We start from the raw sequence: 25,006 nt of genomic DNA on the forward strand, positions 1-25,006 counted from the left end.
TACGGCCAAGCATTTCTGACTGGAGGAACTTATGACCGATTACATTCTCTCAGACGCGACGCGAACGAAATACGAAGGCGTCAGCACCGCAACACTCTGCACGGCGCTCTTCAAGCGCGGTTTGCGCAACCAGTTCATCCAGGATGTACGGCCGCTCTCGCAAAAACCGAAGAATATGGTCGGCCAGGCCTTCACGCTGCGCTATATCCCCGCCCGCGAGGACCTGAACCAGCTTTCTGTGTTTCAAAACCCGGATCATCCGCAGCGCGCGGCCGTCGAACAATGCCCGCCGGGCTCGGTGCTTGTGATGGACAGCCGCAAGGATGCACGGGCCGCCTCCGCCGGTTCAATCCTTGTTTCGCGCCTGATGGTTCGTGGCGTGGTCGGCGTCGTCACGGATGGTGGTTTTCGCGATAGCCCGGAAATTGCCGAACTCGATATCGCCGCCTATCACAGCCGGCCGTCGGCGCCGACCAACCTGACCCTGCATCAGGCACTCGATATCAACAAACCGATCGGTTGTGGCGATGTCGCCGTCTGGCCGGGCGACGTTGTCGTTGGTGACCGCGAAGGCGTGATCATCGTTCCTTCGGGCATTGCCGACGAGATTGCCGAAGAGGCCGTGGAAATGACGGCGTTCGAGGATTTCGTCACGGAGGAGGTTCTGAAGGGCCGCTCGATCATTGGTCTTTATCCTCCGACAAAAGACCAGACCAAAATCGATTTCGCCGCATGGCGCGAAACAAAGGGGCGGTAAGCGCCGCCCCGAATTTTTCCACCAAGCGATGGGCAGTTTCATGCACAAAGACATCACCATTCTTCAGGCAGCACACCTCCCGGAAAAGACCGAGCGGGAACTGAACGAGACCTTCGATATCCTGCAATTTCCAGAGGACCATGACGAAGGCGCACGTCTACTAGCCGAGCATGGGCCGAATATTCGCGGCATTGCCGTGCGTCATGCTCATATCGACAAGGCGATGCTCGACCTTATGCCGGCGTTGGAGATCATTTCCAGCTACAGCGCAGGGCTGGATGGAATTGACGTCGAAGCCGCGCGGGCCAGCGGCATCGCAGTTCATAACACCTCGAAAATCCTGGCAGAGGATGTGGCCGATCTTGCTGTCGCGCTTGCCATTTCAGTAACGCGCGGCACCGTTCGCGGCCATGATTTCGTGCGGCATGGGAATTGGGAGAATGGCGGTACGTTTCCGCTCGGCCGCTCGCTGCGCTCCTTGAAAACCGGCATTGTCGGCCTTGGTCATATCGGCTCCGCCATAGCAAGGCGCCTGCAGGCCATGGGCGCGACCGTCGCCTATCAGGGGCCACGGAAGAAGCCGTCCGATCTTGCCTATTTCGCCACCGCCGTAGAACTCGCCGAATGGGCCGACCTGCTCATCGTGACCTGCCCGGCCATGCCGGAAACAATCGGCCTGATTGATCAGCAGGTTTTGGACGCGCTCGGCCCGGATGGATTTCTCGTCAACATTTCCCGCGGCACCATCGTCGACGAGGCGGCGCTGATTGCGACATTGGCGCGCAATGGCATTGCCGGCGCTGGCCTTGACGTCTTCGAGAAAGAACCGCACGTGCCGGAGCCATTGAGGAACGATCCCCGCATCGTGCTTTCGCCGCATATGGGAAGCGGCACGCGTGAAACGCGGCAACAGATGGGCGACCGGCTGGTCGAGGCGCTGCGCGAACATTTCGCCGATCGGTGATTTTGCGGACTTGTATTTCAAGCCGGCCTGCGTCGAAACCGATGCTTTTTGAAGGAAACCAACATGTTCAACAATCTCATCGCCGGTGAATGGGTCGTGGGTGCAGATGCCATTGAGAATATCAATCCCTCGAATACGAATGAGGTGATTGGTCTTTACGCGCGGGCGAGCCTCAAAGACGCCAAGACCGCGATCGCCGCTGCCAAGGCCGCGTTTCCGGCCTGGTCGCGCTCGGGCATCCTTGAGCGTCACGCGATCCTGAAGAAGACGGCCGACGAAATCCTCGCCCGCAAGGAAGAGCTGGGCAATCTGCTTGCCCGCGAAGAAGGCAAGACGCTTCCGGAAGCCATCGGAGAGACGATCCGCTCGGCACAGATCTTCGATTTCTTTGCTGGCGAGGCTTTGCGTCTCGCGGGTGAGACGCTGCCGTCGGTCCGTCCGAACATCGGTGTCGAGATTACCCGCGAGCCGATCGGCGTCATCGGCATCATCACGCCGTGGAACTTCCCGATCGCCATTCCCGCCTGGAAGATCGCGCCGGCGCTCTGCTACGGCAACACCATCGTCTTCAAGCCGGCCGAACTGGTGCCGGGCTGCTCCTGGGCGATTGTCGATATTCTTCATCGCGCCGGTCTGCCGAAGGGCGTGNGGCGCATCGCAGCCTTCGCCACGGCAACACCATCGTCTTCAAGCCGGCCGAACTGGTGCCGGGCTGCTCCTGGGCGATTGTCGATATTCTTCATCGCGCCGGTCTGCCGAAGGGCGTGCTCAACCTGGTCATGGGCAAGGGTTCTGTCGTTGGTCAGGCGATGCTCGACAGCCCGGATCTCGCCGGTATCACCTTTACCGGCTCGACCGGAACCGGCAAGCGGGTGGCTGCCGCCTCCATCGAGCATAACCGCAAGTTCCAGCTGGAAATGGGCGGCAAGAACCCGATGGTCGTGCTTGACGATGCCGATCTGACTGTTGCCGTCGAGGCTGCGGCCAATTCCGGCTTCTTCTCGACCGGCCAGCGTTGCACCGCCTCCTCACGCCTGATCGTCACTGAAGGCATTCATGACAAGTTCGTCGCCGCACTGACCGAAAAGCTGAAGACGCTGGTGGTCGACGATGCGCTGAAGGCTGGCACCCATATCGGCCCTGTTGTCGATGAGCGTCAGCTTGCCACTGATACCGACTATATCGCCATCGGCAAAAAGGAAGGCGCCAAGCTCGCCTTCGGCGGCGAGACGATCGAACGGGAAAATCCGGGCTTCTATCTGCAGCCGACGCTGTTTACCGAAGCCACCAACCAGATGCGCATCAGCCGCGAGGAAATCTTCGGCCCTGTCGCCTCGGTCATCCGCGTCAAGGATTACGAGGAAGCCTTGTCGGTCGCCAACGACACGCCGTTTGGCCTATCGGCTGGCATCGCCACGACGAGCCTCAAGCATGCCACCCATTTCAAGCGCAATTCGGAAGCCGGAATGGTGATGGTCAACCTGCCGACCGCCGGTGTCGATTTCCACGTGCCGTTCGGCGGCCGCAAGGCTTCCTCCTTCGGCTCGCGCGAGCAAGGCAAGTATGCAGCCGAGTTCTTCACGGTGATGAAAACGGCCTACACGCTGGCGTAAAATCGCTGATATCGGTCTCCCACTCTTTGATGGGTCCTCCCTCACGTTGGCGAGCCGATCCACCAGCGTCCCGGATTCTCCAGTGTAACCTGCAACAATCCAACGCCACCATATCGCAGCCAGTCCTCTGGGGAAGTTCATGACGAGCCTTCAGCTTAGTCTTCGACGTCCGGTTTTCGCAAGGTTGCGAGAACGGCGGCGGTGTCATGTTCGGGGATGTCGCCGATCGCGCTCATCTTGGCATCGAGCTTGGCAAGCATCGCGGCAAAGATGTCGGCGAGCGCGGGATCGTTGGCCCGGTTGTGCAGCTCGAACGGGTCCGTTTCGCAATCGAAAAGTTCCCATTCAGGCGGCTCGTCGCCGGCATAGGCCCCCAGCTGACCAAGCGGATCATTGTACCAGTAGATTAACTTGTAGCGGCCGTCGCGCACGCCGTAATGGGCGAAGGCGTTGTGGAATTCGTCCTTGTGCATCCAGTAGCGATGATAGGCAACGCGCTGCGGATCGGGAGCGACGGTCTGTTCCAACGTCGAACGCATGCTTTCGCCCTGCATGTAGCTTGGCGTCGCCAGCCCCGCATAGTCGAGGAATGTCGGTGCGAAATCGACGTTGGTCGCGATCACCTTCGAGGTCGATCCTGGCTGGATCCCGGCCGGATAGCGGATCAGAAACGGCATCTGCAACGATTCCTCGTACATGAACCGCTTGTCGAACCATCCGTGCTCGCCCAGGAAGAACCCCTGGTCGGACGTATAGATGACGATGGTGTTCTCGCTCAGACCCTCGGCATCGAGATAGTCCAGAAGCCGCCCGACATTCTCGTCCACGGCGGCGATCGTCTGCAGATAACGCATCATGTAGCGCTGATATTTGAACAGATCCAGCGCGGCCGCGTCGGTGAAGACATAGGCCTCGCCAGTGTTCGTGTCGATCAGCCTGAGTTCCTGGCCTTCGGTGATGCCCGGAACCTTGCGCTGCGACCAGCCGGGCAGAAGAAGGTCACCGACTTCCTCGCCGCCCTCCGGCTGCACAAGCCCCAGGTCCTTGTAGGTCATGTCCGAACGGATGCGCATCTTGGCGGCGGCCGCAGCTGCGGCGCGGTTCGAATAATCGTCGCCGAACGTCTCGGGGACGGGCAGCTTGCCGTCGGCATAGAGATGGCGATGGCGCGGATGCGGCTCGAAGCTGCGATGGGGGGCCTTATGGTGGCACATCAGGAAGAACGGCCGGTCGGCGTCGCGCCGCGCCAGGAAAGCCAGGCATTTGTCGGTGATGATATCGGTGGCATAGCCCTGTTGCGCGTGCGGACCGGTACGGTCGATCATGACCGGATCGAAATACTCTCCCTGACCCGGCAGGACGGACCATTCGTCGAAACCGGTGGGCTCATGGGCCTTGCCTTCCCCCAGATGCCACTTGCCGAAAATCGCGGTCTGGTATCCGCTGGCGCTCAGGTGTTTGGCGACGTTCGGCAGACGGTTGTCAATATGCGTGTCGAGCGTCGTGACCAGATTGACGTGGTTGTAGGTGCCCGTCAGGATCGCCGCCCGGCTCGGCGTGCAGATCGAATTGGTCACGTAGCAGCTGTCGAGGCGCATGCCTTCATGTGCAATACGGTCGAGATTGGGCGTGCTGTTCAGACCGGCGCCATAAGCGGAAATCGCCCTGGCGGCATGGTCGTCCGACATGATGAAAAGGATATTGGGTTTCTGGGTCATTCGAGGCTCGCTAAAATGTGCCCGACGCAACGCCAAGCGTCGCGTCGGGCAACTGGAAACTAGTTACCGGCGTAAAGGTCCGCCAGATAGTAGTCCTTGGGATCGAGAGGGTTCTGGAGCTTGCCGAACGAGACGAACTGCTCGTTGAGGCCTTGCAGCCATTTGAACACGGTGCCGTCCTTGGTCGCGGTTATGAACTCGGCCGACGTCAGGAACTGGCCGTTTTGGCTTTCCGTAACCAACGGCTCGGCGGGAACACCGAGGAACTTGGCCGTGATCTCGACCGAACGCGGCACGTCCGCAGCGCGGAAGTCGTTGGCTTCCTTGGTCACGGCGATGAATTTCTTCACCAGCTCGGGGTCCTTTTCGGCCACCTCGTTGCGCGCTACAAAGGCGGAGGGGAAGGAGTTGGCGGGGTAGAAGTCCGCGCTCTTGGCGACCTCCATGAGATCCGGAACCGTCTTCTTGATGATGCCGACCAGCGGATACCAGATGCCGGCGGCATCGATCTGCTTGGAGGCGAAGGCCGATACGACGGTCGGCGGATCCATCTTGATCACTTCGACGTCGGACAGCTGCATGCCGGCCTTGGCCAGCGCCAGCCGTAGCAGCATGTCGCCGGACGTGCCCTCGGGAACGCCGATCTTCTTGCCCTTCAGGTCTGCCATTGAGTTGAAGCCTGCCTGGGCGATGACCCGGTCGGACAGGCCGAGCGCGTTCATCGCGACGATCTTGGCCTTGCCGGTCGCCGGCAGCCAGAGGGCGCCCGGACCGACATATCCGAAATCGAGGCTGCCGGCGCCCAGCGCCTGGATCTGGATGGGGCCGTTGGTAAAGACCTTGAGTTCCGGTTCGAGGCCATGCTTGGCCCAAAGGCCCTGATCGCTAGCGATCGCCGTCAGGCTGGTACCGAAATAATCGGCGATATAGCCGATCCGCACGGGGGTGGCCTGGGCGAAGGCGCCGCGCGTCGTCAGCGACAGCGCCGGGACAGCGAGCGCGCCGGCCGCCGCGGTGGTCAGAAAATGACGTCTGGTCAGTGTCATGTCAGAGTTCCTCCTCTTGGATGCTTGGTTCGATCTGGGGCTTTTGGTGGTAGACGGCATGCCAGACCCGGTTGCGGATATCCGCGAACGCCTGCGACAGGCGAATTTCCTCGGTGCGCGGATAGGGCAGGTCGACAGGGATGATGTCATGAAGGCGGCCGGGACGCGCCGCCATGACGATGACGCGATTGGCGAGATACACAGCCTCGTCGACGTCATGGGTGATGAAAACCACGGTACGCCGCTCGCGGGTCCAGGTATCCAGCAGCTGGTCCTGCATGTTGACGCGGGTCAGCGCATCCAGGGCGCCGAAGGGTTCGTCCATGAGCAGGATCGAAGGGTTGACCGCATAGGCGCGCGCGATGGCGCATCGCTGCTTCATGCCGCCCGACAGGGTTTTGGGCAGCGCGTCGGCAAAGTCGGTCAAGCCGACCAGACCGATGAAGTGATCCGACACGCGCCTGCGCTCGGCCGCCGGCATGCCCTTGATGCGAAGGCCGAACTCGACGTTCTGGCGCACGGTCAGCCAGGGAAAGAGGGCATATTGCTGGAAGATGACACCGCGCTCCGGTCCCGGACCGTCAACGCCCTTGCCATCGACAAGCACGCGGCCGTCGGAGACTGCGGTGAGGCCTGCCGCGATGTTCATCGCCGTCGACTTGCCGCAACCGGAGGGGCCGACCACCGTGACGAACTCGCCATCGGCAATGTCCAGCGACAGGCGGTCCAGCGCGAGAAAGGCACTGTTGCCCTCTCCGAAGCGCCGGCTGACATTTTGAAACGAGATTTTCGGGTCGGCGATCGCGGAAAGTGTCATCAGACGCGCTCCTGCCATTGGGTGAGCCGGCGCTCCGCTGCCTGTACCATGCGGTCCATGAGAAGCCCGAGAATGCCGATCGTGATCAGGCTGACGAAGATCGTCGGCAGGTCGTAATAGAGTTGCGCCTGCTGCATGCGGAAGCCGAGGCCCGACTGCGCCGCAATCAACTCCGCGGCGACCACGGTCGCCCAGGCCGAGCCAAGACCGATGCGCACACCGACCAGAATGAACGGTGTGGACGCAGGGATGATGACCCGCGGGAAGATGACACGATCCTTCGCGCCCAAAACGCGGGCGGCGTTGATCAGCGTGCGATCGACGCTGATCACGCCCTGATAGGTGGCGACGACGCAGGACAGGAAGGACGCGAGAAAAATGACGAAGACCTTCGGCGCTTCATCGATGCCCATCGTGACAATCGCCAGCGGAATGACCGCCAGCGGCGGGATCATCCGGAAGAACTGGATGTAGGGCTCGATCAGGGCGCGCGCCACGCGGTACCAGCCCATCAGGAAGCCGACGGGAATAGCCAGGGCGACGCCGAGCATGAACCCCGTCAGAACGCGGCGCAGGCTGGACACGATATCGATCAGCAGCTGACCGCTCGCGATCAGCTCGATACCGCGTTGAAACACCTCCACCGGCCCCGGCAGCACGACCAGCTGTGCTGCGGTGATCGCCCACCAGACGGCGACGCCGAATGCAAAGGCAATAAGGTTGAGGAGGATCGGGGGCCAGTCTGCAAGCGATCGGCTCCGTGCGGGTTGGTCGCCAGCGGACACTGCGTTCATTGCCTCACTCCAGAATAGAAAAAATGATCCAGGGCCACGACCGCGCCGCCGATCGCGCCGGCAGGCGGGCCAAACCCCGAACGTTCGATCCGCAGGACATCGCGCATATGGGGCATGACCCGGGGCGGCAGATTTTTGAGCAGATGATCGAACAGGCTGTCCGGGGCTTCACCCAGATGGCCGCCGAGAATGATCAGGTCGGGCGTGAGAAGATTGATGGCGATGGCCAAGGAATCGGTCAGCCGGTCGAGCGTCGGCGCCCATGCATCCGTTGCCTCCAGGCACTGCATGAGATTGCCCGGAGCCTGTCCTTCGAGACCGACCGCGCGCATCAATACGCTTTCGTTGACATAGCTTTCCAGGCAGCCGTGGTTGCCGCAGCTGCAGAGCGGGCCGTCGCGCGAAATCTGGATATGGCCCAGTTCGACTGCGCCATGGCCCCCCGGCCGGAACGGCATGCCGTCGACCACCAGTCCGGCACCCAGCCCGGTTCGCAAGTACACATACAGCACCGCCGGAACGTCACGGCCGATGCCATATCTGACTTCGGCGAGCGCCATGGAGCTGACATTGTGCTCGAGTACGACGGGAAGGCCGGTTTTCGCCTCGAACATGTTGGCCAGTGGCAAGTTGCGCCATCCGGTGTTGATCGAGGCAAGGATGGAGCGCTGGTCGGCATTCACTGGACCCGGCACGGCAACGCCGACGCCCAGCAGGGAAGGGTCGCCCGCCTCGCGCATCAGCCCGGACAGCATCTCGGCCGCACGCGACACGACATCGCCGGGCTCCGTCTCTCTGAGCGAAAAATCAAAGGACGCAGTCGCCTTGGCGCGGGCCTTGAGATCGGTGATCACAATCTGCACCAGCCCGGCGCCAAGATGGAGCCCGGCGACATGGAAGGCATCGGGGATGAGCTGGATGGCCTGTCCAGGCCGGCCGACGCCGGTGGTTTCGGCAGTGTCGCATTCCGCCACCACGCCGTCGCGCAACAATTGGGCGGTGACGTGGGTGAGGGTGGTGGGCGACAGTTTGCTGGACCGCGCCAAGGCCGCCCGGGACTGCGGACCGCGATCCCGGAGAATGCAAAGTACCTGCCCGTGATGGATACCCATAGCCCACCTCCCATTTAATTTCTAAAGTTTAGAAATTAATCTACGCTCCTGTCAACACGTCAATGTTCGATACGAGAAAGGTGCAATGATCCTGACCTCCAACCGCGGTTTTGCAGAATTGGCGATGTCTTCGGCGACGCTGTCGTTGCAACACCGCTGCTGGACAGGCTGCTGCATCATGCTGTCGTCATCCAAATCGAGGGCTCAAGTTACCGTCTGCGCCAGCATGCGATGTTAATGCCGGAACATGTCCGGTCCAAAGCTCTGATAACGCCTCCCTCTTACGCTCCACCACCACGGCCACGGGGCAGGCCTCCGAAAAAATGGCCAGTCCTCCTCGTCCGACGCGGCATGATTGGGGAATTTTACCTCCGCAGCCCCTTGTAGCTACGGTCCGCACCTTGCCGACTGTCTCTGCGTAATCGCCGATGATATCGCCGCTGACCGACAAGGAGGAGCTATCGAGGAAATCTGTGCGGAAATAGCCCGGCTCGATGACCGTGACGTGAATGCCAAGCGGTGCCAGTTCGTCATGCAGAGCTTCGCTCAGGCCCCCGACGGCAAACTTAGTCGAGGAATAGACACCGAACCCCGCGGCGCCACGTTGCTGGTAGCAGCTTTCCGGAATTGAGAAAGGTCGTCGGATCGAGAGAGTGACGATGTATGGACAAAATGGGGCCATCAGCAGTTGGCGCGAGTTGAAGTCGGCCGCGATTACGGTTCGATCGATGCTCGGTGTCAGCCCGTCTGCATATCAGGATGCCTGCTACGCAATGGGGCCTGAAATGGCCGCCGCGGCGACGGCCTGCATTCTGGAAGGGGGAGGCCACATCAGTTCGGCCGGAGGGTATTTGCGGGATCTGACACGGCGAGCCAGGAAGGGCGAGTTTTCGCTTGGGCCGATGCTGATGGCGCTCGAGCGAATGGCGGAGCTGAGCAGAAGACGGGATGAAGGACGCCGCGGGGGAGGGCGTGAGAGTGCACGCGGTCAAGCGTCAATAATTCGCCGATCTTCCGCTGCAGTTTCCCTCAACCCTGGGTGAGCCGAGCGTTGTGATCGGAAGACGAAATGTGCAGCCACGCCAGCGTGCGATCCAAGCGTATGAGACATACGCATAGAGCGAGCGTTCTCTAAGCTTTCCGGATTGTTACATCGATGGACCTCAGCGCTGCAATGAGGTCGGGATGTCGAATAAGATTTACTGCGGGTGTTGCTTCAAGCTTGATTGAGACGGCGCGGTCATAAACGGCGACGCATTCAGCCGATGTCAGTCTCGACGAATAGAGGACGCCAGGTGGCCAGACGCCGGCGTACTGTATCGGGCGCGTGTGGTCCGTAGTGCGGAGAAACCCTTGGTCACGCAGGCTCTCCTCGACCGCGGCCGGCATGCCGTGGTCTGGATCAGCGTCCCGCTGTAGTGGCTGCCACAGGTGATGCGCGACGAATTTCAGGAGCAGCGCTTCAGCGCCGGCCAGGGGAGAGAGTTTTTCGTCGTGGCGAGCGACCATGCCTGTAGGTAAGCAAGGTCAGAAGTCAGAGCGCGCAGCGTGTTTTCGCCCATGCCCTCGTTGACCAGGTGACGCAGCGTTTCGACATCCTGGTCGGTCAGCAACTCTGCCAGCTCGTCGCCGCGTTCAATCGGCAGCACGGCAGCGATGGTGTCCAGCGCTTCGGTGCGGTTTTCGATCGAACGTGACGACGATCTGTTCATTTTGGAAGCTCGTCCTTGTCCTAAATTACATCGAGGGTCGAAATCTGATTATTATTTGCAGATCTTCTTCGGCCGTTTCAACCAATCACCAACGTTGTCGCCCTTCACCAGACCCTTTCGTGCAGGATCGCGTCAAACGCCAGATCGGTCGAGACGAAGGTGCAATGCTCCAGCCGCACCTGGGCGGCAAGAATGCGGTCCCACGGATCTCTGTGATCCCAATCGAACGCCGCTGCGAGCTCGGCATGCAGATCGGAGATGGCAAGCGTCTGCAAGCCGCTGGCTGCAACGGCCGCTCGCAGTTCCTGTGGCTTGAGGTCGAGCTTGTTGAGGCGCATCTTGTTGTCCAGCTCATAGAACGACACTGCGCTGACCAGGACAACGTTGGCCTTATCCTCGGTCAGCGTTCGCGCCCTTGAGGAGAGGCGATTGCTTCCGATGGTCCACCAGTAGATGGCATGGCTGTCGAGCAGGATCTTCATTGCGTACGGCCGCCGTCATCAGGTTTGCCTTGCCAAACGCCGGTATCGTCATTCCAATCGCCGGCGTCGATCGCGGCCTGTTCTGCATCGGCTGTGTCGAATAGATCGTCTGGTAGACCCCGCTGCCGTAAGAGACCGAAAGGTCGTTTACCGCCGTCCGCGGCGGGACCAATACGGGCGTAAATTTCGTTGCCGCGCATGATGACGATTTCCTCGCCCTGGTTGGCGCGCTCAAGCACCTCGGCGAAATTCTTGCGCGCTTCGCTGATCTTATAGCTGGTCTGGGGCATCGTGCGCTCCGATGTTTTGCTCTCATGGCCATTTACTATCACTGCCCCGGCGCGTGTACAAGCCTCCTGTACAGATTACTTACGATAAGAGGTACTTATCGATGGTTATAACCTCCGCTCCGAATAATACCACGTGAGGAATCACAACATCACTATAGATTTTTAACAAATCATTTACTATGATTTCAGTGACTTACGATCTCGCGAAAATCAGTATGATAGCCCTGATGCGGCCGGCTTTCGACGCCGGCATAGCGCTCACCCGGCTCGACGAGCGCATTTCTCGCTCGCCCGTCGGCGGCGGCTGGATCGAACGATCCCATTTCAGCGACGCCTGCGCCTCGCTGTGGATCGACGGCGAGCTTGTCCACCTCGAAGACCTCGTCCTGCACGATGCCAGCCATGATATCCGCACCCCGACCCACGAACTCACCATTGCCCGCGACGTCTTGCGCACCCGCCGGCGCATCGCCGGGCAGCCGCCCGGCTGGGCGCTCAGCCCGGACGGTCTCCGCAGCCTGCGTCGCCACAACGTCGTCGCCGGGCAGGCGTGGCCTGCACCATCAGTGGGTGAGGACGGCGGCGTTGGGCGTGAAAGCGTCTCGGTGCATGCCGATGCGGCGGGAGACGGGGAGGGGGAATACGACGACGCCAGCGTCTTCGACGCCGAGCTGGCCGCCATCGATGCGGTGTTGGCGCGCTCGGAAGCGGTACTGAAAAACGCTGCCGATCCGACAAGTCGGTCGCAGGATCGCGATCCACTCGTCTACGATCCCGACTGGGACGAGGACGCGCGGCTGGAGAGTGGCGCGCCGTGCTGCGACAGACGGATCATCTGCCGGCGGTGTTTCGGGCCATCGTCGCACTCGATGCCTAGAACGAGATTTTGGTCCTGCAGCATGCGCCTTGGCTCGGCCGGTTGTTTGCCGCCTCGATCCTGCGAGAAGCCAGCATCACATCAGGTACCCATCTCGCCGCCATCAACCTCGGCCTCAAAACCATCCCCGTCGATCAGCGCCGGCATCGCGACCGAGAGACGCGGTTGCTTGCCATTGCCCATGGGATGTTGGCAGCTGCCGACATCGGTATGAAGGAGCATGACCGGCTGACGCTGGCGAAAACGATGTTCGAGCGAAAACTCGAGGGGCGTCGGACGTCTTCAAAATTGCCGGAACTGGTCGAGCTCGTCATGGCGAAACCGCTGGTGTCGGCAGGAATGGTGGCGAAAACACTTGAGGTGACGCCGCAGGCGGCGCGGCGGATCGTTTTGGAACTTGGCCTCAGAGAGATGAGGGGGAGGGGGAGGTTTCGGGCGTGGGGTGTATTGTGACAAGCCGATAGCGACCTTATATCGTTCGCCGGAATCTCGCTGGCCTCATAGTCGGTCAACGTTCTCTGGTTTGTCATAGACCGGCAAAAATACCGGCAATATGATTGCTTGAGATGCAACCTATCGCTATGTTCTCAAAGAGAAATCAAACGGCATTAAAAGCGGCAAAATATGGTCACCTTGGCGAGCATGGAACCACTGCTTCCCGACAGCAACAAAGAGTTGGAAGACGTCGCCATCGAACTTACCTCGGCGGCCAATCGGTTCGCGGCACGACTGCACCCGATTATGCGGGCGTCGGTCGGAGACCTCGTGCGTTCGATGAACTGTTATTACTCGAATCTCATCGAGGGACACAACACGCTTCCTATCGACATCGACCGCGCAATGGCAGGGGAGTATGCGCAAGAACCAGAAAAACGGAACCTTCAGCTTGAGGCGCGTGCCCATATTGAAGTGCAACAGCTGATCGATAGCAGCGAAATGCCTTTTCCTGTTCTGTCGCTCGACGGCATCTGCTGGATACACGGAGAATTCTGCCGGCGGCTACCCGATGAGCTGCTCACCGTCCGCAATCCAGACACGGGCGAAGAAATAAAAATGGTTCCCGGGCAGCTGAGAACACGGCATGTGAAGGTCGGCGAACACATTGCGCCGGAGCCTGACATGATCAGGCCGCTAATCGGGAGGTTTGTCGAGGCCTATTCATTCAAGATGCTTTCCAAGTTGCAGAAGATCATCGGGGTTGGCGCATCTCATCACCGCCTCGCGTGGATCCACCCATTCTTTGACGGCAATGGGCGTGTCTCACGGCTATTTTCTCATGCGCTTCTTCGAGATCTCGGGATCGGTTCAGAACTGTGGTCTGTGTCACGAGGGCTTGCCAGAAATGTCTCCGACTACAAGCGGTTGCTTGCCCAAGCTGATCAGCCCCGCCGCGGAGATCTTGATGGACGGGGCAACCTAACTCAAGCTGGCCTGGCCGAATTCACCTCCTTCTTTCTGACCTGCTGTCTGGACCAAGTCACTTTCATGGAAACTATTCTCAAGCCAGAGGAGCTGTTGAATCGAGTCGAAGTTTGGTGCGCCGAAGAAGTTCAAATGCAGCGGCTTTCAAAAGGCAGTTGGCCGCTGTTGCGTGAAGCTATTCTTGCAGGTGAATTCGCGCGCTCGCAGGTACAATCTCTGACAGGATATCAAGAACGGCAAGCCCGCACCGTCCTATCCGGTCTGCTGGACCGCGGTGTACTCACTTCGCCCAGCTCAAAGGGAAAAGTCCGTCTCGGTTTCCCGGTGGAAATAATCGAGCGATGGCTTCCGCGTCTCTACCCGGCCGTTCAATAGTCGGGCGCTCGCCGAGGCGAAGGTCGATCAGCTCGAGGCCGAAGAAAAATTCTGGGCCGCGGCGGCCCGGTACGCTTCGGGACAGCCCAATCCAGCTTGGCTGCCAACGGTCACGACCGATGCAGAATTCTACGAGCGATTGAGAAAAGAAGCGGAAGCCGGCGCTGCTATCCAAGGCCTTGGGATACTAGACAAGGTCAAGGCCGCCGCCGAGAAGCTCAAGGGCGGCGCGTCAAATCTAGTCAATGGTCCGATAGCCCGGGCGGGATGCGAAAAGATCACGCCAGGCCTTGCGATATTAATCGGCGACGTGTTCCGATATCTGCGCGAGGCGGATCCGCGCCAAAAAATACGTGAGGTCGTCTCGAACGACATCATTGCGGCCGCAAAAGATCTCAAGCAGGGCGAACCGCTTGTGCTGATTGGTCATAGCATGGGAGGCATCATTCTTTACGACCTTCTGTCTGATCCAGAGGCAGTCGCAGAGATGTCGGGGGCCATTGGGCGCGATCTCAAGGTCGATCTCTTCCTATCCGTCGGTTCAAAAATCGCCCTGTTTGAAGAGATGAAACTGTACAAGGCAAGCTCTGCCGACTACTCCGCTGCGGGCAAGCGTGTTCCGCCGCCCGCGGTCGTGCAAGCGTGGTGGAACGCTTTTGATAAGATGGATGTGCTGTCGTTCGTCACCGAAACCGTGTTCGATGGCCCGAAGGATTTCTCGGTCGATACGGTCGCTGGCGTGCGGGATGCCCATGGCGCGTATTTCCTCAGCGCCATGTTCTACACGCGTCTCAACGTTCGGCTTAAAGAAGCTGGGTTGCTCAATTGACAACAGTTTATTTGCGGCCACCTGCCGATCACCCGCAGACCCACGTCTTCATTATAGGATGTGGGCGGTTTCCAAGCCTTCGCCCCGATGGCTCAGCAAATGCCGTCGCCACCACCGCCGGCGCGAGGGCGCTTGCGCGCATTCTAATCGACCAAGCAGACGCATTGGTAGCGCCACTGGGTTCGGTCGAAGTTCTGCTGTCCGATGCTACCGCTCAGCCTGGGCAAGATTTGCTGGGCATAGGCCTCCTGCAACATGATCCGCGGCCTGACGATCTAGTGTCGCCAGCAACCGAAGCCAATTACAGGACCGCCGGTGACTTATGGGTAGGCCGTTGCAGGCCCGGTGACCATATGTTCTTTTATATGGCCTCGCATGGCGTGGCCAACAGCGATGCGACTGCGGTTGGCGTGCTGGAGGATGTCAAAAGCGCCGCGCACCGTCCCTGGAGCCAATCCATCAATGTCACCCAGCTTGCGACAGCACTGCCAATCCTCGGGGCGGATGGCTGCTGGGTGTTCCTTGATGCTTGCCAAGAGGTCGTTCCCGAGATCCTGGAACAGGTCAATGGTGTGCAAAGCCAGCCTCTCATTACGTATAGCGTAACTGACTTGGCCAGGCGGCGGACAAGCTCTGTTGCATTGGCAGGTTCGCGCTTGGGAGGAACCGCGTGGGCGCCGACCGATGGCAATCCTCCGTTCTTCACGCAAGCACTGATCGAGGCGTTGCGTGGGGCTGGTGTGGAATTCTTTGCTGGTGAGGGCTGGATGGTGACCGGCTTGCAGATCCTGTTCAATCTGGATCACATCGCAAATGCAGCGCTGAACAATGCGGGTTTGCAGACAGAGTTCCTCACGCAATTCAATCGGAGAGTTAAGCTCCTCCGCGTCGCTGCACCGATGATCCCGGTGGTGGTCAGGACAGCCACGGAAAATCATATGTCCGTTGCCGTTTCTGTTACCGCTTCCGACGGCAACGGCCGGACGTACACGAAGGTTGGTAATGACCTTGCCTGGAGATTTCGCGTGGAGCCCGATCAGGCTGTCTTTACGGCGCAGGCGCAGTTTGCGGGTCCTCACCCTGTTTACCAGCCCGCTTCATTTATCGCCGCGCCGCCGGCGCAGATCGTGGAGCTGACCGAATGACCCAAGGCGAAACACATGTTGTTCGGCTAATCGGATCAAGTCCCGTTCCTTATCGGTTTCAAATCGTGGGTCCACCGGACCGGGGTGTGTTGGCCGAGATCCTCAGCGACGCAAATGGGGAGGCGGAAGCGAGACTCGAGACGGGACGCTATGTTTGTTACGCCGAAAACCTCTCACGCGGCACAGCGGAGACAGCACAATTCGCGATCCTTGACGGCGATCCCAATGACCTGAGCGTCCGTGTTGGAAATGGGAGGCGAGGCGAGGGGCTGCTCTTGCAGAACCTTCGGCCCAGCCGAGCGACTGCCTACCAAGCGCTTGGCTCCTTGAGTGGCGTAACGACAGATGATCCGGACCTTATTCCAGTCATCTCGCCCCGGTTCAACAACCTTCGCCTCCAGCTACCAATCTCCGCAACCCTAAACGATGCATTGGTCGGCACCCAGAAAAAAGATTCTCGGTTGGTTTGTCTGTCGACACGACGCCTGGGAAACGTGGGGGATGGCGGGCTCTGAGAAGGAAACCTGATGTCCGTGTTCATTCGGATCCACAGAAACTGACATTGGAATTCAATCAGTCTATCGCTCCTGTTGGGGAAAAGGTCCGTATCAGCCTCAGCGTTGAAACCGAACGGGTCTGGCAGATTTATCTACCATTCTTCAGTAGCGGTCTGCGGGCGACGATTTGGTCCGCAGTAGCGGACTTTGGTCCAGAATTGACTCTGCAGGTGAGTGCTGTGGATCCCAGCCTCTCTCTCGTTCTCGCAAGCACCCTCGGATCCTACCCCAGTGGGATGGAGACCGTCTCGGGCTTCCGAGGTCGGGAAACGATGTTCCAGCCGCAGAAAGATCCTTGGGCAGCGATCGCTGTGGGCCTTTCTGCAGTTCGCGCCGGGGAACGCCTCGACGACGCCTTCGCCACACCTTGGCTGTGGTCGGCATTCGACAACGTTTCCGATGCGTATGTCCTTTGGGCCTGGGCAATCGCTGCGAAGGCCGAAAAGCCATCGTCGCAGATCGATGAGCGCTGCCTTCAAGCGCTCAAGAAAGCTAGAAAGCTTGGCCGCCCATACTTTTCGGCAACCGGCGAAATAATCGGCGAAACGCTGAATGCACTCGCACTTTCTTCAACGAGCGCGGACGTTCGATCTCAAGCGAAATCCGAGGCCAGGATCTGGTCAAACCGTGGCCGGGCAAAGATCAGGAACGGACCTTTCTATTCATGGGAGCGTTCTGCTGATAATCTGCGGAGTGGTATACTGCCAAGTGAAACCTATAGTGTTGTAGTATCGGGACATGTGACAACCAACCGGATCGATGTCGCTTCGTGAATGTTCGGTACGGTATCACCAGCGGCCGACACCCTTCAATTTTGAGAAGATCGGCCGCGAAGCAAGCTCCGACATGAAAATCTTTATTTCCAACGCCTTATTAATTTTTCAAGGGGGTCGACAATTCTAATCCCTTCAAGGCGGTCAACAACAAGTGGCAGCAGACGAATTAGAAAGCGGTGGGCCGGAATTCTCAGACGACAGATTCGCCACCATCCACCACGAGGATCTGGCCGGTCATGTAGGATGAGCGGCTGGAAACTAGGAATAGGATCGATTCGGCGATCTCGCCGACATCGGCCCATCGGCCCATCGGCACCTTTTCCCGCACATAAGCCTCGATCGCTGCGCGCCCCCCCATCTGGGCGATGAAGGGGCTGTTGAAGGGGGTATCGACCCAGCCGGGGCAGAGCGCGTTGACCCGGATGCCGAACCTTGCGTAATCGCCGGCCATCTGCCTGGTCATGGCGATGACGGCATGTTTGGTGGTCGTGTAGGCGATCATCTCGCGGTCGTAGAGCACACCGGAAGAGGACGAGGTGTTGAGGATGACGCCGGCGCTTTGCGCCTTCATCGCCGGCATGACGAAGCGGGCGGCCATGAAATGGGCACGCACATTCAGGCTCCAGGAGCGATCGAAGCCTTCGATCTCCACCTGTTCGAGATCGCCCGCCACCTGAGCGCCGGCATGATTGTGCAGGATATCGATGCGGCCATGACGGGCAAGTACCGAAGCGATTCCAGTTTCAAGCGAGACATCGTCGGTGACGTCGAGGACGAGGCTTTCGGCGCTGCCGCCGGCATTTCGGATCAGCGCGACGGTTTCGGCTGCACCTTCGGCGCTACGATCGGCGACGGCGACATGAGCCCCCTCGCGCGCCATGATCGCAGCACCCGCCTGGCCGATGCCGGAGCCGGCGCCGGTTACGATAGCCACCCGGTCTTTCAGGATCATCGTCTACTCCCGGCTTGCACTTTTCGTGTCTTGTCCCGCATCAGCACGCGGGCAATCAGGATCATCAGCAAAGAGGCGATCAGAACCATGGTGGCGATCGCGTTGATCTCCGGTGTTACGCCGCGCCTGATCGAGGCAAAGACGTAGATCGGCAGCGTCGTCTTCGAGCCGGCAACGAAGAAGGCGACGATGAAATCGTCAAAGGAAAAGGTGAAGGCGAGCAGGAAGCCTGCCAGCACCGATGGCAGGATCTGCGGCAGGACGATCTGGCAGAAGGTGGTGAATGGCGTGGCATAGAGATCGCTGGAGGCCTCGACGATATCGCGGCCGAGGCTGGCAATGCGGGCCTTGACGATCATCGTCACCAGGGCCAGGGAAAACAGGCCGTGGGCTGCAATGATCGAGCCGTAGCCAAGGCCAAGCTGCGGTGGTTTTTCGCCCGGCCAGATCAAGGCGAGCGCGGGATTGAGGAAGGAGAACACTTCGACCAGCGCCACAAGCGTGGCGATGCCGATGACCACGCCGGGCACAACGATGGCGGCGGCAAACAGGCCGTCGAAGATGGCACGGCCGCGGCTGCTGAGCCGCTGCATGCCGAGCGCTGCCATCGTGCCGAAAACCGCCGCAAGCACGGCGCTGGTGAAGGCGATCATCAGACTGTTCTGCAGCGCGGTGATCAGGAACGTGTTGCCCAGCGCCTTGCCGTACCACATGGTCGAGAAGCCGGTGAACTCGCTGGCATTGCGGCCGGCGTTAAAGGAGAACATCACGACCAGCGCAATCGGCGCATAGAGGCACAGATAGACGAAGGTGATCAGCGCGCGCATCAGACGAGATCCACCTGTCTTGAGCCGGAGACTTTCCATGCGATCCGCATGGCGACGCTGAGCACGATCACCACCACGACCACCAGCGTGACCGCAATGGCCGAACCGAACGGCCAGTTGCGCGATTGCAGGAAGAGATCGACCAGCGCATTGCCTATGAAGAACACCTTGCCGCCGCCGAGCAGCTGCGGGATCAGGTATTCGCCGAGCAGTAAGATAGTCACCAGCGCCACGCCGGTCATGACGCCGGGAAGTGACAGGGGCAGAGTGATGCCAAGGAAGGTCGAAACGGGTTTTGCTCCGAGATCGGCCGAAGCTTCGAGCAGGCGGCGGTCAAGTTTTTCCAGGCTGACATAGATCGGCATGATCATCAGCGGCAGGTAGCCATAGACGATACCGAGCAGCACGGCGCCGGGCGTGTTGAGCAGCCTGATATCCTCGATGCCGATCATGCCGAGCAGATTGGGAATACCGCGCGAACCCAGAATGTACATCCACGCATAGGTGCGCACGAGCAGGCTCGTCCAGAACGGCACGACCACCAGCGAAACCAGCACCAACCGGTATTTCGGATTGGACTTGATCGCCAGATAATAGGCGGCGGGATAGGCTACGATCAGGCAGAGGAAGGCGCCGATAGGCGCGATCATCATGGTGTTCCAGAAGGCCGCCGCGCGGGAGGGTAGATTGGCGAACTGTGCGAACGTGAAGGCCGCCTGATATCCGCCTTCCGGCGCGCGCTCACCGAAGGCGAAGACGACCACGGCCATGAAGGGCAGGACGAGGAACACGCACAGCCAGAGCCCGGCCGGCGCTATAAGTGCGGCCGTAACCAGCTGTCTCTTTCTGTCGGTTGTCATGGGCTTCATTCGACTTTCGATAGCTGCGACTTCGCTCGAAGTCTGGACGGAATCGTGCCGTGAACATTCTCTTCTCCCCAGCGGGGAGAGGAGCCGAACGCAGTAAGGCGATGAGGGGAACCACACCCGGTGGGCTTCGCGCGCCCTCATCCGGCCCTGCGGGCCACCTTCTCCCCGTTGAGGAGAAGAGAAATCACGCCGATTTGAACCGCGCCATGAGCTCAGCACGGGCCGGATCGGTCAGCGTCACCGCCGCGCCGAATTCCAGCTTGGTCAGTGATGCTTCGTCCGGATAGACAATCTTGTTCGACGTTACATCGGCCGGAAGCAGCTTGAGCACGCGGCTGTCGGTGGTGGGCGCACCGTTGGCGATATGTTCCTTGACGGCGTTTTCCGGCGTCATCAGATAGCTGAGCAGCGCATAACCCGCCGATTTGTTGGCGGCGCTTTTGGGGATTGCGTAGAAATCGGTCCAGATTTCACCGCCGTCGGCGCCGAGGATGTATGCGATTTCTGGCATGTCGCGGTTGAGTTGGGCGCCGTCATTGGTCCAGCACATGGTCATCCAGGCGTCCGTCGCCCGCATGCCCGGCTGGTAGTCGCTGTTGATACCGTAGAGATGCGGCTTGACCTTGATCAACAGTTCCTCTGCCTTCGCCAATTCTTCCGGCTTGATCGAGTTGAAGGAATAGCCAAGCGACACCAACGCGCTGCCGATGGTGGTCAACTGGTAGTCATGCACCATGGCGCGGCCGTCGGCCTCGGTCATGGCGACTTCAAAGAAGTCCTTCCAGGAGGTCAGCTTCGTCTTGATCTTGGAGGTGTTGACGGCCATGCCGGTTGTGCCCCAGTTCTTCGGCAAGGCGTAGGTCGTGCCGTCGATGGCGCCTTCGGAGGTGAAACGCGCCGATTCTGTGGCTTGCGAGAAAGCGGGAACCCTCGACATGTCGAGCGGGTCGATCAGGCCGAGTTTCACATAGGTGGAGATCGTGTAATTGGTCGGCACGAACAGATCCCAGCCGGTGCCGCCGGCTTGGAGCTTCGCCAGCATTTCCTCGTTCGAGCCGAAGACGTTGACTTCGACAGCAACGCCGGTCGCCGCCGTGAAGGCTTCGAAGGTCGCCGGGTCATGATAGTTGGGCCAGGTGGCAAGCGACATGGTCGTACCGAGGTCTTCGGCGTAGGCGGTGGAACTGAACAGTCCGGGCTGGCGGGCAAGAACGGCTGCGGCGAGGCCAAGGCCGGTGACGCCGAGGAAGTGGCGGCGGGTGACCGAGCCGCGCTTCAGGCGCATCCATTCGTCAGTGAGGTTTTCGGCTGATATCGGGGCATTTTCTCTGTACCACTTTGTCATGACTTTGTTCCCTTCTTTGTTTTGACGTGTACGGCCGTTCCTCAGGCCGGAAAAACATGCACTTTGCCGGGATCGAAAGTGAGAGCGACCCGCTCGCCCGGTTCGACGAGATCGCTTTCCTGCATGCTGCGCCGGTCGGTAGTGACGAGGAAATCGCCAAGGCCATCGACGCTGATCTGGTATTCGGCGGTGGAGCCGAGAAAAATGCGGTGAGTGACGATCCCGGCCAGCGAACTGCCGTCACCAGTCGACTGCCGGACGAGGTCGATCGCTTCCGGCCTCAGCGCCACGATCGCAGCACCCGGTTTGAGGCAAGACCGTGCCGCGAGCGCCATTCCGTTCGACAGCCGCAAAGTGGTGCCATCGGGTTCGACGGTTACCGAAATCCGATTGGTCTTGCCGACGAAATCGGCCACGAAGAGATCAGCTGGCCGGTCGTAGATTTCCTGGGGCTTGGCCATCTGGACGATCCGTCCGGTGTTCATCACGCAGACCATGTCGCTCATCGACAACGCCTCTTCCTGATCGTGGGTGACCAGCACGAAGGTGATGCCGAGTTCGCGCTGCAGCGTCTGCAGTTCGATCTGCATGGCGGTGCGCAGCTTCTTGTCGAGCGCCGCTAAGGGCTCGTCGAGCAGAAGTACGGAGGGCTTGTTGACGATGGCGCGGGCAAGCGCCACACGCTGCTGCTGGCCGCCTGACATTTCATGGATGCGACGCTTCTCGAAACCGCCGAGGCGGACCATCTCGAGAGCCTCGCGCGCCCGGGCGGAAATCTCGGACACCGCCAGCTTCGGCCGCGCCTGTTTCAGGCCGTAGGCGACGTTCTGCTCGACGTCGAAATGCGGGAAGAGCGCATAGTGCTGGAAGACCATGTTGACGGGACGGCGATAGGGCGGGACGCCGTTCATTTCGCGGCCGTCGATCAGAACCGTGCCTTCGCTCGGCTGCTCGAAGCCGCCGATCATTCTGAGGCACGTGGTCTTGCCGCAGCCGGAAGGCCCAAGCAGCGCCACGAAGGCACCCTTCGGCACGGCCAGATTGATGTCCGAAACGGCGGTCACACTGCCATAGCACTTGGTGACCGAACGGAACTCGATGTCGTTCGCTGGAGCGGCTGTCACTTAAAAATTCCCCGCGGTTGTTTTTAGAATACCGGGCCACCTCGCGGCTGCCCGGTTTCTCACCGTCTGGCCAGCAGCCTATTCAAAACGGCCATTGGCGGTATATACCCCGAAAGGGGTATTTCAAGCCATTCTCCGCTGTGGAAGGTGTATACCCTGAAGGCAATTGCCACTCTTTTTTGCTGGCTGGACAGGATATATGGGCATCGATCTGGAGGCACTGTTCAAGACGCTCGGGCCGATGGTCGGTGGCGCCGCGATCGGCGACGAGGAGGCGGGTCGTCTTTTCTGTACGTTGATGCGTTCACTGGTCAGTTTCGACTATGCCGTCGTCTTTGCCTATCGTGAAAAAGAGCGGCCGATCGATCTCTACAGCACCTTCACGCCGGATGAACACGTCATTTTCGTGAGCTTGTATCAGGCCGGGCCCTTTCTGCTCGATCCATTCTACCATGCGGCGCGCGAGCTCAGACCGGGTGTCTGGCGTATGCGCGAGCTTGCCCCGGACCGGTTCTTTTCCAGCGAATATTTCCGCAGCTACTATACCCAGACAGGGCTGGCGGAAGAGATCGGGTTCTTCATCGTGCTGGAGGACGGTATCGCTGTGGTCCTGTCGCTGATGCGGAGGGAACGGTCAGGTGTGTTTCCTGCGGCCGATTTTGCCTTGCTGAAAAAGGCAGAGCCGCTGGTGGGCGGTCTGGTTCGCCATGCCTGGCCGGAGCTCGGCCGGCGCTTCGATGCCGCCTTGGCCAAGCGGGAACGGGGCGGGCGCAAGTCCGCGCATCCGGCTGCCGATCGGGTGTGGCGCAATCTCAACCTTACAGAAAGGGAAGCCTCGATCATCGAGCTTGTCCTGCAGGGGCATTCGTCGGAATCGGTCGGTCTGCGACTGGGCATTTCCACCGGTACCGTCAAAGTTCATCGCCGTAACGTATATCGTAAGCTTGGCATCTCGTCGCAGACGCAGTTGCTGTCAATTTACCTCAAGAATCTTGGGCAGTAGGGGAGGACAATATAGGCAGATGATGCTGATTTCTGGCGGTGTCATGTCTGGATGGCGCCCGTTTGGCCCATGCCGTTGAAATAGCGGCTGAAGCCGATCTCTGCGGATGTCGCCCGACGATGGATCTCAGCCATCGTTGGCTCAAATATTGCGTTCGCGCGTTCCAGCTGAGCATGAGTAGCCTGAAAGGCCGGCATTCTCTCACGAATTTCGGCAAGAATTTCCGCCTCGTCTATCGTTGTCATCCGATCATTCTCAACGACGATTTGTCCGTCGACCATCACCAGTTCAATGGAGCGGCCGTTCTCGCTATAGACCAGGTGCTTGCCGATATCGTTCAGTGGCGCAAAACCGATACTGTTGAGATTGAGCATCAGAAGGTCGGCTGCCTTACCGGTTTCGAGCGAACCGGTGACCCCCTCGAGGAGGGCGGTTCGTGCGCCGCCGATCGTTGCCATGGTGAGGACTTCGCCGGCGTTCAGCCAATCACCAAATTCAGGCCCGGTTGCACTCTGCACCAAAGCGGCAACGCGCATAACGTCGAAAATTCGCGCGGTATCGTTGGAAGAAAGGCCATCGGTGCCAAGACCTATATGTACGCCGGCGTCGAGCAGGCGTCGGATGGGCGCAATACCTGCGCCAAGCTTGAGGTTTGAGATCGCATTGTGGGCGACGGAACATCCAGCTTCGCCCACCAAGTCGATGTCCGCATCACTGACCCAAACGGAATGGGCGATCGTCGTGCTTGGCCCAAGGACGCCTAGATCGTGAAGGTAGGCAACGAGGCTTTTCCCGTAGAATTCCGGGCCAGTCACGGCCTGGGTTTTTGTCTCCAGCACATGCGTGTGCATGGGAACGCCGTGGCGAAGCGCAAGTGCATAACACGCCTGCAGCATGTCGGCCGTGCACCGCTGCGGCGCTGAAGGGGCCACCATGAAACGAAGCCGTCCATTTGCCCGCCCATGGAGGGTGGAAAACACCGCGCCGCAATAGTCCATATAGGCATGGGCCGGCATCGGCGGTCCGAAATCGAGTTTTGCCTTCAGCGCTTCCGGCATGATTTCTCGCGCATAGGGCAGGGCGTCCAACGTATGAATGTTCATCACCGCGCTGGAGACATTCGCGCGAATGCCCGCATCCTCGTAGGCAGAAAAGGCGCAGGCGAGCCGTTCGATATCGTGGCCGGGCGGGTCGAAGAAATCGTCGCAGAGTGTGGTGACACCGCTTTTCAGCGATTCCATCGCCAACAGCGCGCTCCGTAGATAGACGAGCCGCTTGTCGACCTGCGGGCCCATCAGCAGCGGGTAGGCGTAGAGCAGCCATATTTCCAGCGGCATCCGTTCATACCGGCCGCGCAGAAAAGTTTCGCTCGAATGCGTATGCGCGTTGACAAGGCCGGGCATCAGCAGTTTGTCGGTCGCGTCGATTATCCGCGCGCCATCGGCTGCGAGGTTCGGACCTATGGCCTCAATACGGCCATTCGAGACCAGAAGATCTCCGGCAAAGGCCGTGCTTCCATGCGCCTTGTCCATCGCCAGGAGAGTTGCGTTGCGAAACAGCGTTTTCATAGGCGTCTCCGCTAAGGCTCTGGGGCTCGCCC

Annotated in this window: 21 protein-coding genes and 6 pseudogenes; 12 read left to right on the plus strand and 15 right to left on the minus strand. The window is 59.9% G+C overall.

Going from position 1 to position 25,006, the window contains the following annotated elements; translation table 11 throughout:
* The first annotated feature begins 31 nt into the window (after positions 1 to 31).
* The 4 genes and pseudogenes from ASC96_RS15780 to ASC96_RS15795 form a co-directional block, all read left to right on the plus strand.
* A complete protein-coding gene (locus tag ASC96_RS15780; protein ID WP_060504102.1) occupies positions 32 to 757 on the plus strand; it encodes a ribonuclease activity regulator RraA in 726 nt (241 codons plus the stop codon).
* A gap of 40 nt (positions 758 to 797) precedes the next feature.
* Positions 798 to 1,721 carry a 2-hydroxyacid dehydrogenase gene (locus ASC96_RS15785; protein WP_060504163.1) on the plus strand — a complete coding sequence of 308 codons (924 nt, stop codon included), beginning with the start codon at positions 798 to 800 and terminating at the stop codon, positions 1,719 to 1,721.
* A gap of 63 nt (positions 1,722 to 1,784) precedes the next feature.
* Positions 1,785 to 2,369 (plus strand): aldehyde dehydrogenase family protein (locus ASC96_RS15790; protein WP_156397523.1); only part of this gene is annotated, 585 nt, incomplete at its 3' end.
* A gap of 1 nt (position 2,370) precedes the next feature.
* Positions 2,371 to 3,334, plus strand: a pseudogene (locus ASC96_RS15795) (aldehyde dehydrogenase family protein); the annotation flags it as partial.
* Positions 3,335 to 3,489: 155 nt separating this feature from the next.
* Here ASC96_RS15795 and ASC96_RS15800 read toward each other — a convergent pair.
* Genes ASC96_RS15800 through ASC96_RS15820 form a run of 5 tightly spaced genes read right to left on the minus strand, consistent with a single transcriptional unit; the run spans position 3,490 to position 8,821 of the window.
* Positions 3,490 to 5,052 carry a sulfatase gene (locus ASC96_RS15800; RefSeq protein WP_060504103.1) on the minus strand — a complete coding sequence of 521 codons (1,563 nt, stop codon included), beginning with the start codon at positions 5,050 to 5,052 and terminating at the stop codon, positions 3,490 to 3,492.
* A 59-nt stretch (positions 5,053 to 5,111) separates the two neighbouring features.
* On the minus strand, positions 5,112 to 6,098 hold the full coding sequence (locus ASC96_RS15805) for an aliphatic sulfonate ABC transporter substrate-binding protein (RefSeq protein ID WP_082512104.1): 987 nt from the start codon (positions 6,096 to 6,098) through the stop codon (positions 5,112 to 5,114).
* Between the two features lies 1 nt (position 6,099).
* The gene (locus ASC96_RS15810; RefSeq protein WP_060504104.1) at positions 6,100 to 6,915 is read right to left on the minus strand and encodes an ABC transporter ATP-binding protein; all 816 of its coding nucleotides are present in this window, start codon (positions 6,913 to 6,915) and stop codon (positions 6,100 to 6,102) included.
* Positions 6,915 to 7,709, minus strand: a complete 795-nt coding sequence (locus ASC96_RS15815; RefSeq protein ID WP_082512105.1) for an ABC transporter permease — start codon at positions 7,707 to 7,709, stop codon at positions 6,915 to 6,917. The genes ASC96_RS15810 and ASC96_RS15815 overlap by 1 nt, the downstream gene beginning before the upstream one ends.
* Complete coding sequence (locus ASC96_RS15820; protein WP_060504105.1) at positions 7,706 to 8,821, minus strand: ROK family transcriptional regulator; 1,116 nt, start codon at positions 8,819 to 8,821, stop codon at positions 7,706 to 7,708. The genes ASC96_RS15815 and ASC96_RS15820 overlap by 4 nt, the downstream gene beginning before the upstream one ends.
* A gap of 58 nt (positions 8,822 to 8,879) precedes the next feature.
* On the opposite strand from ASC96_RS15820, the pseudogene ASC96_RS31740 reads away from it, so the two are divergent.
* Positions 8,880 to 9,208 (plus strand): annotated as a pseudogene (locus ASC96_RS31740) (ATP-binding protein); the annotation flags it as partial.
* A 52-nt stretch (positions 9,209 to 9,260) separates the two neighbouring features.
* On the opposite strand, the pseudogene ASC96_RS31745 reads toward ASC96_RS31740, so the two are convergent.
* Positions 9,261 to 9,425 (minus strand): annotated as a pseudogene (locus tag ASC96_RS31745) (SDR family NAD(P)-dependent oxidoreductase); the annotation flags it as partial.
* Between the two features lie 58 nt (positions 9,426 to 9,483).
* On the opposite strand from ASC96_RS31745, the pseudogene repC reads away from it, so the two are divergent.
* Positions 9,484 to 9,750: pseudogene (gene repC / locus ASC96_RS15830) on the plus strand (replication initiation protein RepC); the annotation flags it as partial.
* A 362-nt stretch (positions 9,751 to 10,112) separates the two neighbouring features.
* On the opposite strand, the pseudogene ASC96_RS15835 reads toward repC, so the two are convergent.
* From ASC96_RS15835 to ASC96_RS15845, 3 genes and pseudogenes are all read right to left on the minus strand, one after another.
* Positions 10,113 to 10,533: pseudogene (locus ASC96_RS15835) on the minus strand (integrase); the annotation flags it as partial.
* A 104-nt stretch (positions 10,534 to 10,637) separates the two neighbouring features.
* Positions 10,638 to 11,015 (minus strand): PIN domain-containing protein, encoded by a 378-nt coding sequence (locus tag ASC96_RS15840; RefSeq protein WP_060504108.1) that lies wholly within the window; start codon positions 11,013 to 11,015, stop codon positions 10,638 to 10,640.
* Positions 11,012 to 11,305 carry a type II toxin-antitoxin system prevent-host-death family antitoxin gene (locus ASC96_RS15845; RefSeq protein ID WP_060504109.1) on the minus strand — a complete coding sequence of 98 codons (294 nt, stop codon included), beginning with the start codon at positions 11,303 to 11,305 and terminating at the stop codon, positions 11,012 to 11,014. Before ASC96_RS15845 ends, ASC96_RS15840 begins: the two co-directional genes overlap by 4 nt.
* A gap of 179 nt (positions 11,306 to 11,484) precedes the next feature.
* Between ASC96_RS15845 and ASC96_RS15850 the strand changes: the two are divergent.
* The 5 genes and pseudogenes from ASC96_RS15850 to ASC96_RS15875 all read left to right on the plus strand — a co-directional run bounded on the left by ASC96_RS15850 (position 11,485) and on the right by ASC96_RS15875 (position 17,283).
* A pseudogene (locus ASC96_RS15850) lies at positions 11,485 to 12,635 on the plus strand (RHE_PE00001 family protein).
* Between the two features lie 189 nt (positions 12,636 to 12,824).
* On the plus strand, positions 12,825 to 13,979 hold the full coding sequence (locus ASC96_RS15855) for a Fic family protein (protein ID WP_244482079.1): 1,155 nt from the start codon (positions 12,825 to 12,827) through the stop codon (positions 13,977 to 13,979).
* 139 nt (positions 13,980 to 14,118) lie between these two features.
* Positions 14,119 to 14,808, plus strand: a complete 690-nt coding sequence (locus ASC96_RS15860) for a hypothetical protein (protein ID WP_060504111.1) — start codon at positions 14,119 to 14,121, stop codon at positions 14,806 to 14,808.
* Between the two features lie 278 nt (positions 14,809 to 15,086).
* The gene (locus ASC96_RS15865; RefSeq protein WP_348270803.1) at positions 15,087 to 15,953 is read left to right on the plus strand and encodes a caspase family protein; all 867 of its coding nucleotides are present in this window, start codon (positions 15,087 to 15,089) and stop codon (positions 15,951 to 15,953) included.
* 562 nt (positions 15,954 to 16,515) lie between these two features.
* Positions 16,516 to 17,283 (plus strand): hypothetical protein, encoded by a 768-nt coding sequence (locus ASC96_RS15875; RefSeq protein WP_156397514.1) that lies wholly within the window; start codon positions 16,516 to 16,518, stop codon positions 17,281 to 17,283.
* 193 nt (positions 17,284 to 17,476) lie between these two features.
* On the opposite strand, the gene ASC96_RS15880 is transcribed toward ASC96_RS15875, so the two are convergent.
* The 5 genes from ASC96_RS15880 to ASC96_RS15900 form a co-directional block, all read right to left on the minus strand.
* Positions 17,477 to 18,238 (minus strand): SDR family oxidoreductase, encoded by a 762-nt coding sequence (locus ASC96_RS15880; RefSeq protein WP_037103217.1) that lies wholly within the window; start codon positions 18,236 to 18,238, stop codon positions 17,477 to 17,479.
* Complete coding sequence (locus ASC96_RS15885) at positions 18,235 to 19,065, minus strand: ABC transporter permease (protein WP_060504115.1); 831 nt, start codon at positions 19,063 to 19,065, stop codon at positions 18,235 to 18,237. Before ASC96_RS15885 ends, ASC96_RS15880 begins: the two co-directional genes overlap by 4 nt.
* Positions 19,065 to 19,925 carry an ABC transporter permease gene (locus ASC96_RS15890; RefSeq protein ID WP_060504166.1) on the minus strand — a complete coding sequence of 287 codons (861 nt, stop codon included), beginning with the start codon at positions 19,923 to 19,925 and terminating at the stop codon, positions 19,065 to 19,067. Before ASC96_RS15890 ends, ASC96_RS15885 begins: the two co-directional genes overlap by 1 nt.
* Before the next feature lie 193 nt (positions 19,926 to 20,118).
* A complete protein-coding gene (locus ASC96_RS15895) occupies positions 20,119 to 21,279 on the minus strand; it encodes a spermidine/putrescine ABC transporter substrate-binding protein (protein ID WP_060504116.1) in 1,161 nt (386 codons plus the stop codon).
* A gap of 41 nt (positions 21,280 to 21,320) precedes the next feature.
* Positions 21,321 to 22,403 (minus strand): ABC transporter ATP-binding protein, encoded by a 1,083-nt coding sequence (locus ASC96_RS15900; RefSeq protein WP_060504117.1) that lies wholly within the window; start codon positions 22,401 to 22,403, stop codon positions 21,321 to 21,323.
* 199 nt (positions 22,404 to 22,602) lie between these two features.
* Here ASC96_RS15900 and ASC96_RS15905 point away from each other — a divergent pair, with 199 nt between their 5' ends.
* Positions 22,603 to 23,406, plus strand: a complete 804-nt coding sequence (locus tag ASC96_RS15905) for a LuxR C-terminal-related transcriptional regulator (RefSeq protein ID WP_060504118.1) — start codon at positions 22,603 to 22,605, stop codon at positions 23,404 to 23,406.
* A gap of 41 nt (positions 23,407 to 23,447) precedes the next feature.
* Here ASC96_RS15905 and ASC96_RS15910 read toward each other — a convergent pair whose 3' ends face one another.
* A complete protein-coding gene (locus tag ASC96_RS15910; RefSeq protein ID WP_060504119.1) occupies positions 23,448 to 24,974 on the minus strand; it encodes an amidohydrolase in 1,527 nt (508 codons plus the stop codon).
* Between the last annotated feature and the right edge of the window lie 32 nt (positions 24,975 to 25,006).

The organism is Rhizobium sp. Root1204, assembly GCF_001424965.1.
GTDB lineage: Bacteria > Pseudomonadota > Alphaproteobacteria > Rhizobiales > Rhizobiaceae > Pararhizobium.

Coding starts and splice junctions, on each gene's coding strand:
- ASC96_RS15910 (WP_060504119.1), bottom strand. CDS start 24,974: ATGAAAACGCTGTTTCGCAACGCAACTCTCCTGGCGATGGACAAGGCG.
- ASC96_RS15905 (WP_060504118.1), top strand. CDS start 22,603: ATGGGCATCGATCTGGAGGCACTGTTCAAGACGCTCGGGCCGATGGTC.
- ASC96_RS15800 (WP_060504103.1), bottom strand. CDS start 5,052: ATGACCCAGAAACCCAATATCCTTTTCATCATGTCGGACGACCATGCC.
- ASC96_RS15815 (WP_082512105.1), bottom strand. CDS start 7,709: ATGAACGCAGTGTCCGCTGGCGACCAACCCGCACGGAGCCGATCGCTT.
- ASC96_RS15805 (WP_082512104.1), bottom strand. CDS start 6,098: ATGACACTGACCAGACGTCATTTTCTGACCACCGCGGCGGCCGGCGCG.
- ASC96_RS15880 (WP_037103217.1), bottom strand. CDS start 18,238: ATGATCCTGAAAGACCGGGTGGCTATCGTAACCGGCGCCGGCTCCGGC.
- ASC96_RS15785 (WP_060504163.1), top strand. CDS start 798: ATGCACAAAGACATCACCATTCTTCAGGCAGCACACCTCCCGGAAAAG.
- ASC96_RS15895 (WP_060504116.1), bottom strand. CDS start 21,279: ATGACAAAGTGGTACAGAGAAAATGCCCCGATATCAGCCGAAAACCTC.
- ASC96_RS15810 (WP_060504104.1), bottom strand. CDS start 6,915: ATGACACTTTCCGCGATCGCCGACCCGAAAATCTCGTTTCAAAATGTC.
- ASC96_RS15855 (WP_244482079.1), top strand. CDS start 12,825: ATGGAACCACTGCTTCCCGACAGCAACAAAGAGTTGGAAGACGTCGCC.
- ASC96_RS15885 (WP_060504115.1), bottom strand. CDS start 19,065: ATGCGCGCGCTGATCACCTTCGTCTATCTGTGCCTCTATGCGCCGATT.
- ASC96_RS15820 (WP_060504105.1), bottom strand. CDS start 8,821: ATGGGTATCCATCACGGGCAGGTACTTTGCATTCTCCGGGATCGCGGT.
- ASC96_RS15845 (WP_060504109.1), bottom strand. CDS start 11,305: ATGCCCCAGACCAGCTATAAGATCAGCGAAGCGCGCAAGAATTTCGCC.
- ASC96_RS15780 (WP_060504102.1), top strand. CDS start 32: ATGACCGATTACATTCTCTCAGACGCGACGCGAACGAAATACGAAGGC.
- ASC96_RS15840 (WP_060504108.1), bottom strand. CDS start 11,015: ATGAAGATCCTGCTCGACAGCCATGCCATCTACTGGTGGACCATCGGA.
- ASC96_RS15890 (WP_060504166.1), bottom strand. CDS start 19,925: ATGACAACCGACAGAAAGAGACAGCTGGTTACGGCCGCACTTATAGCG.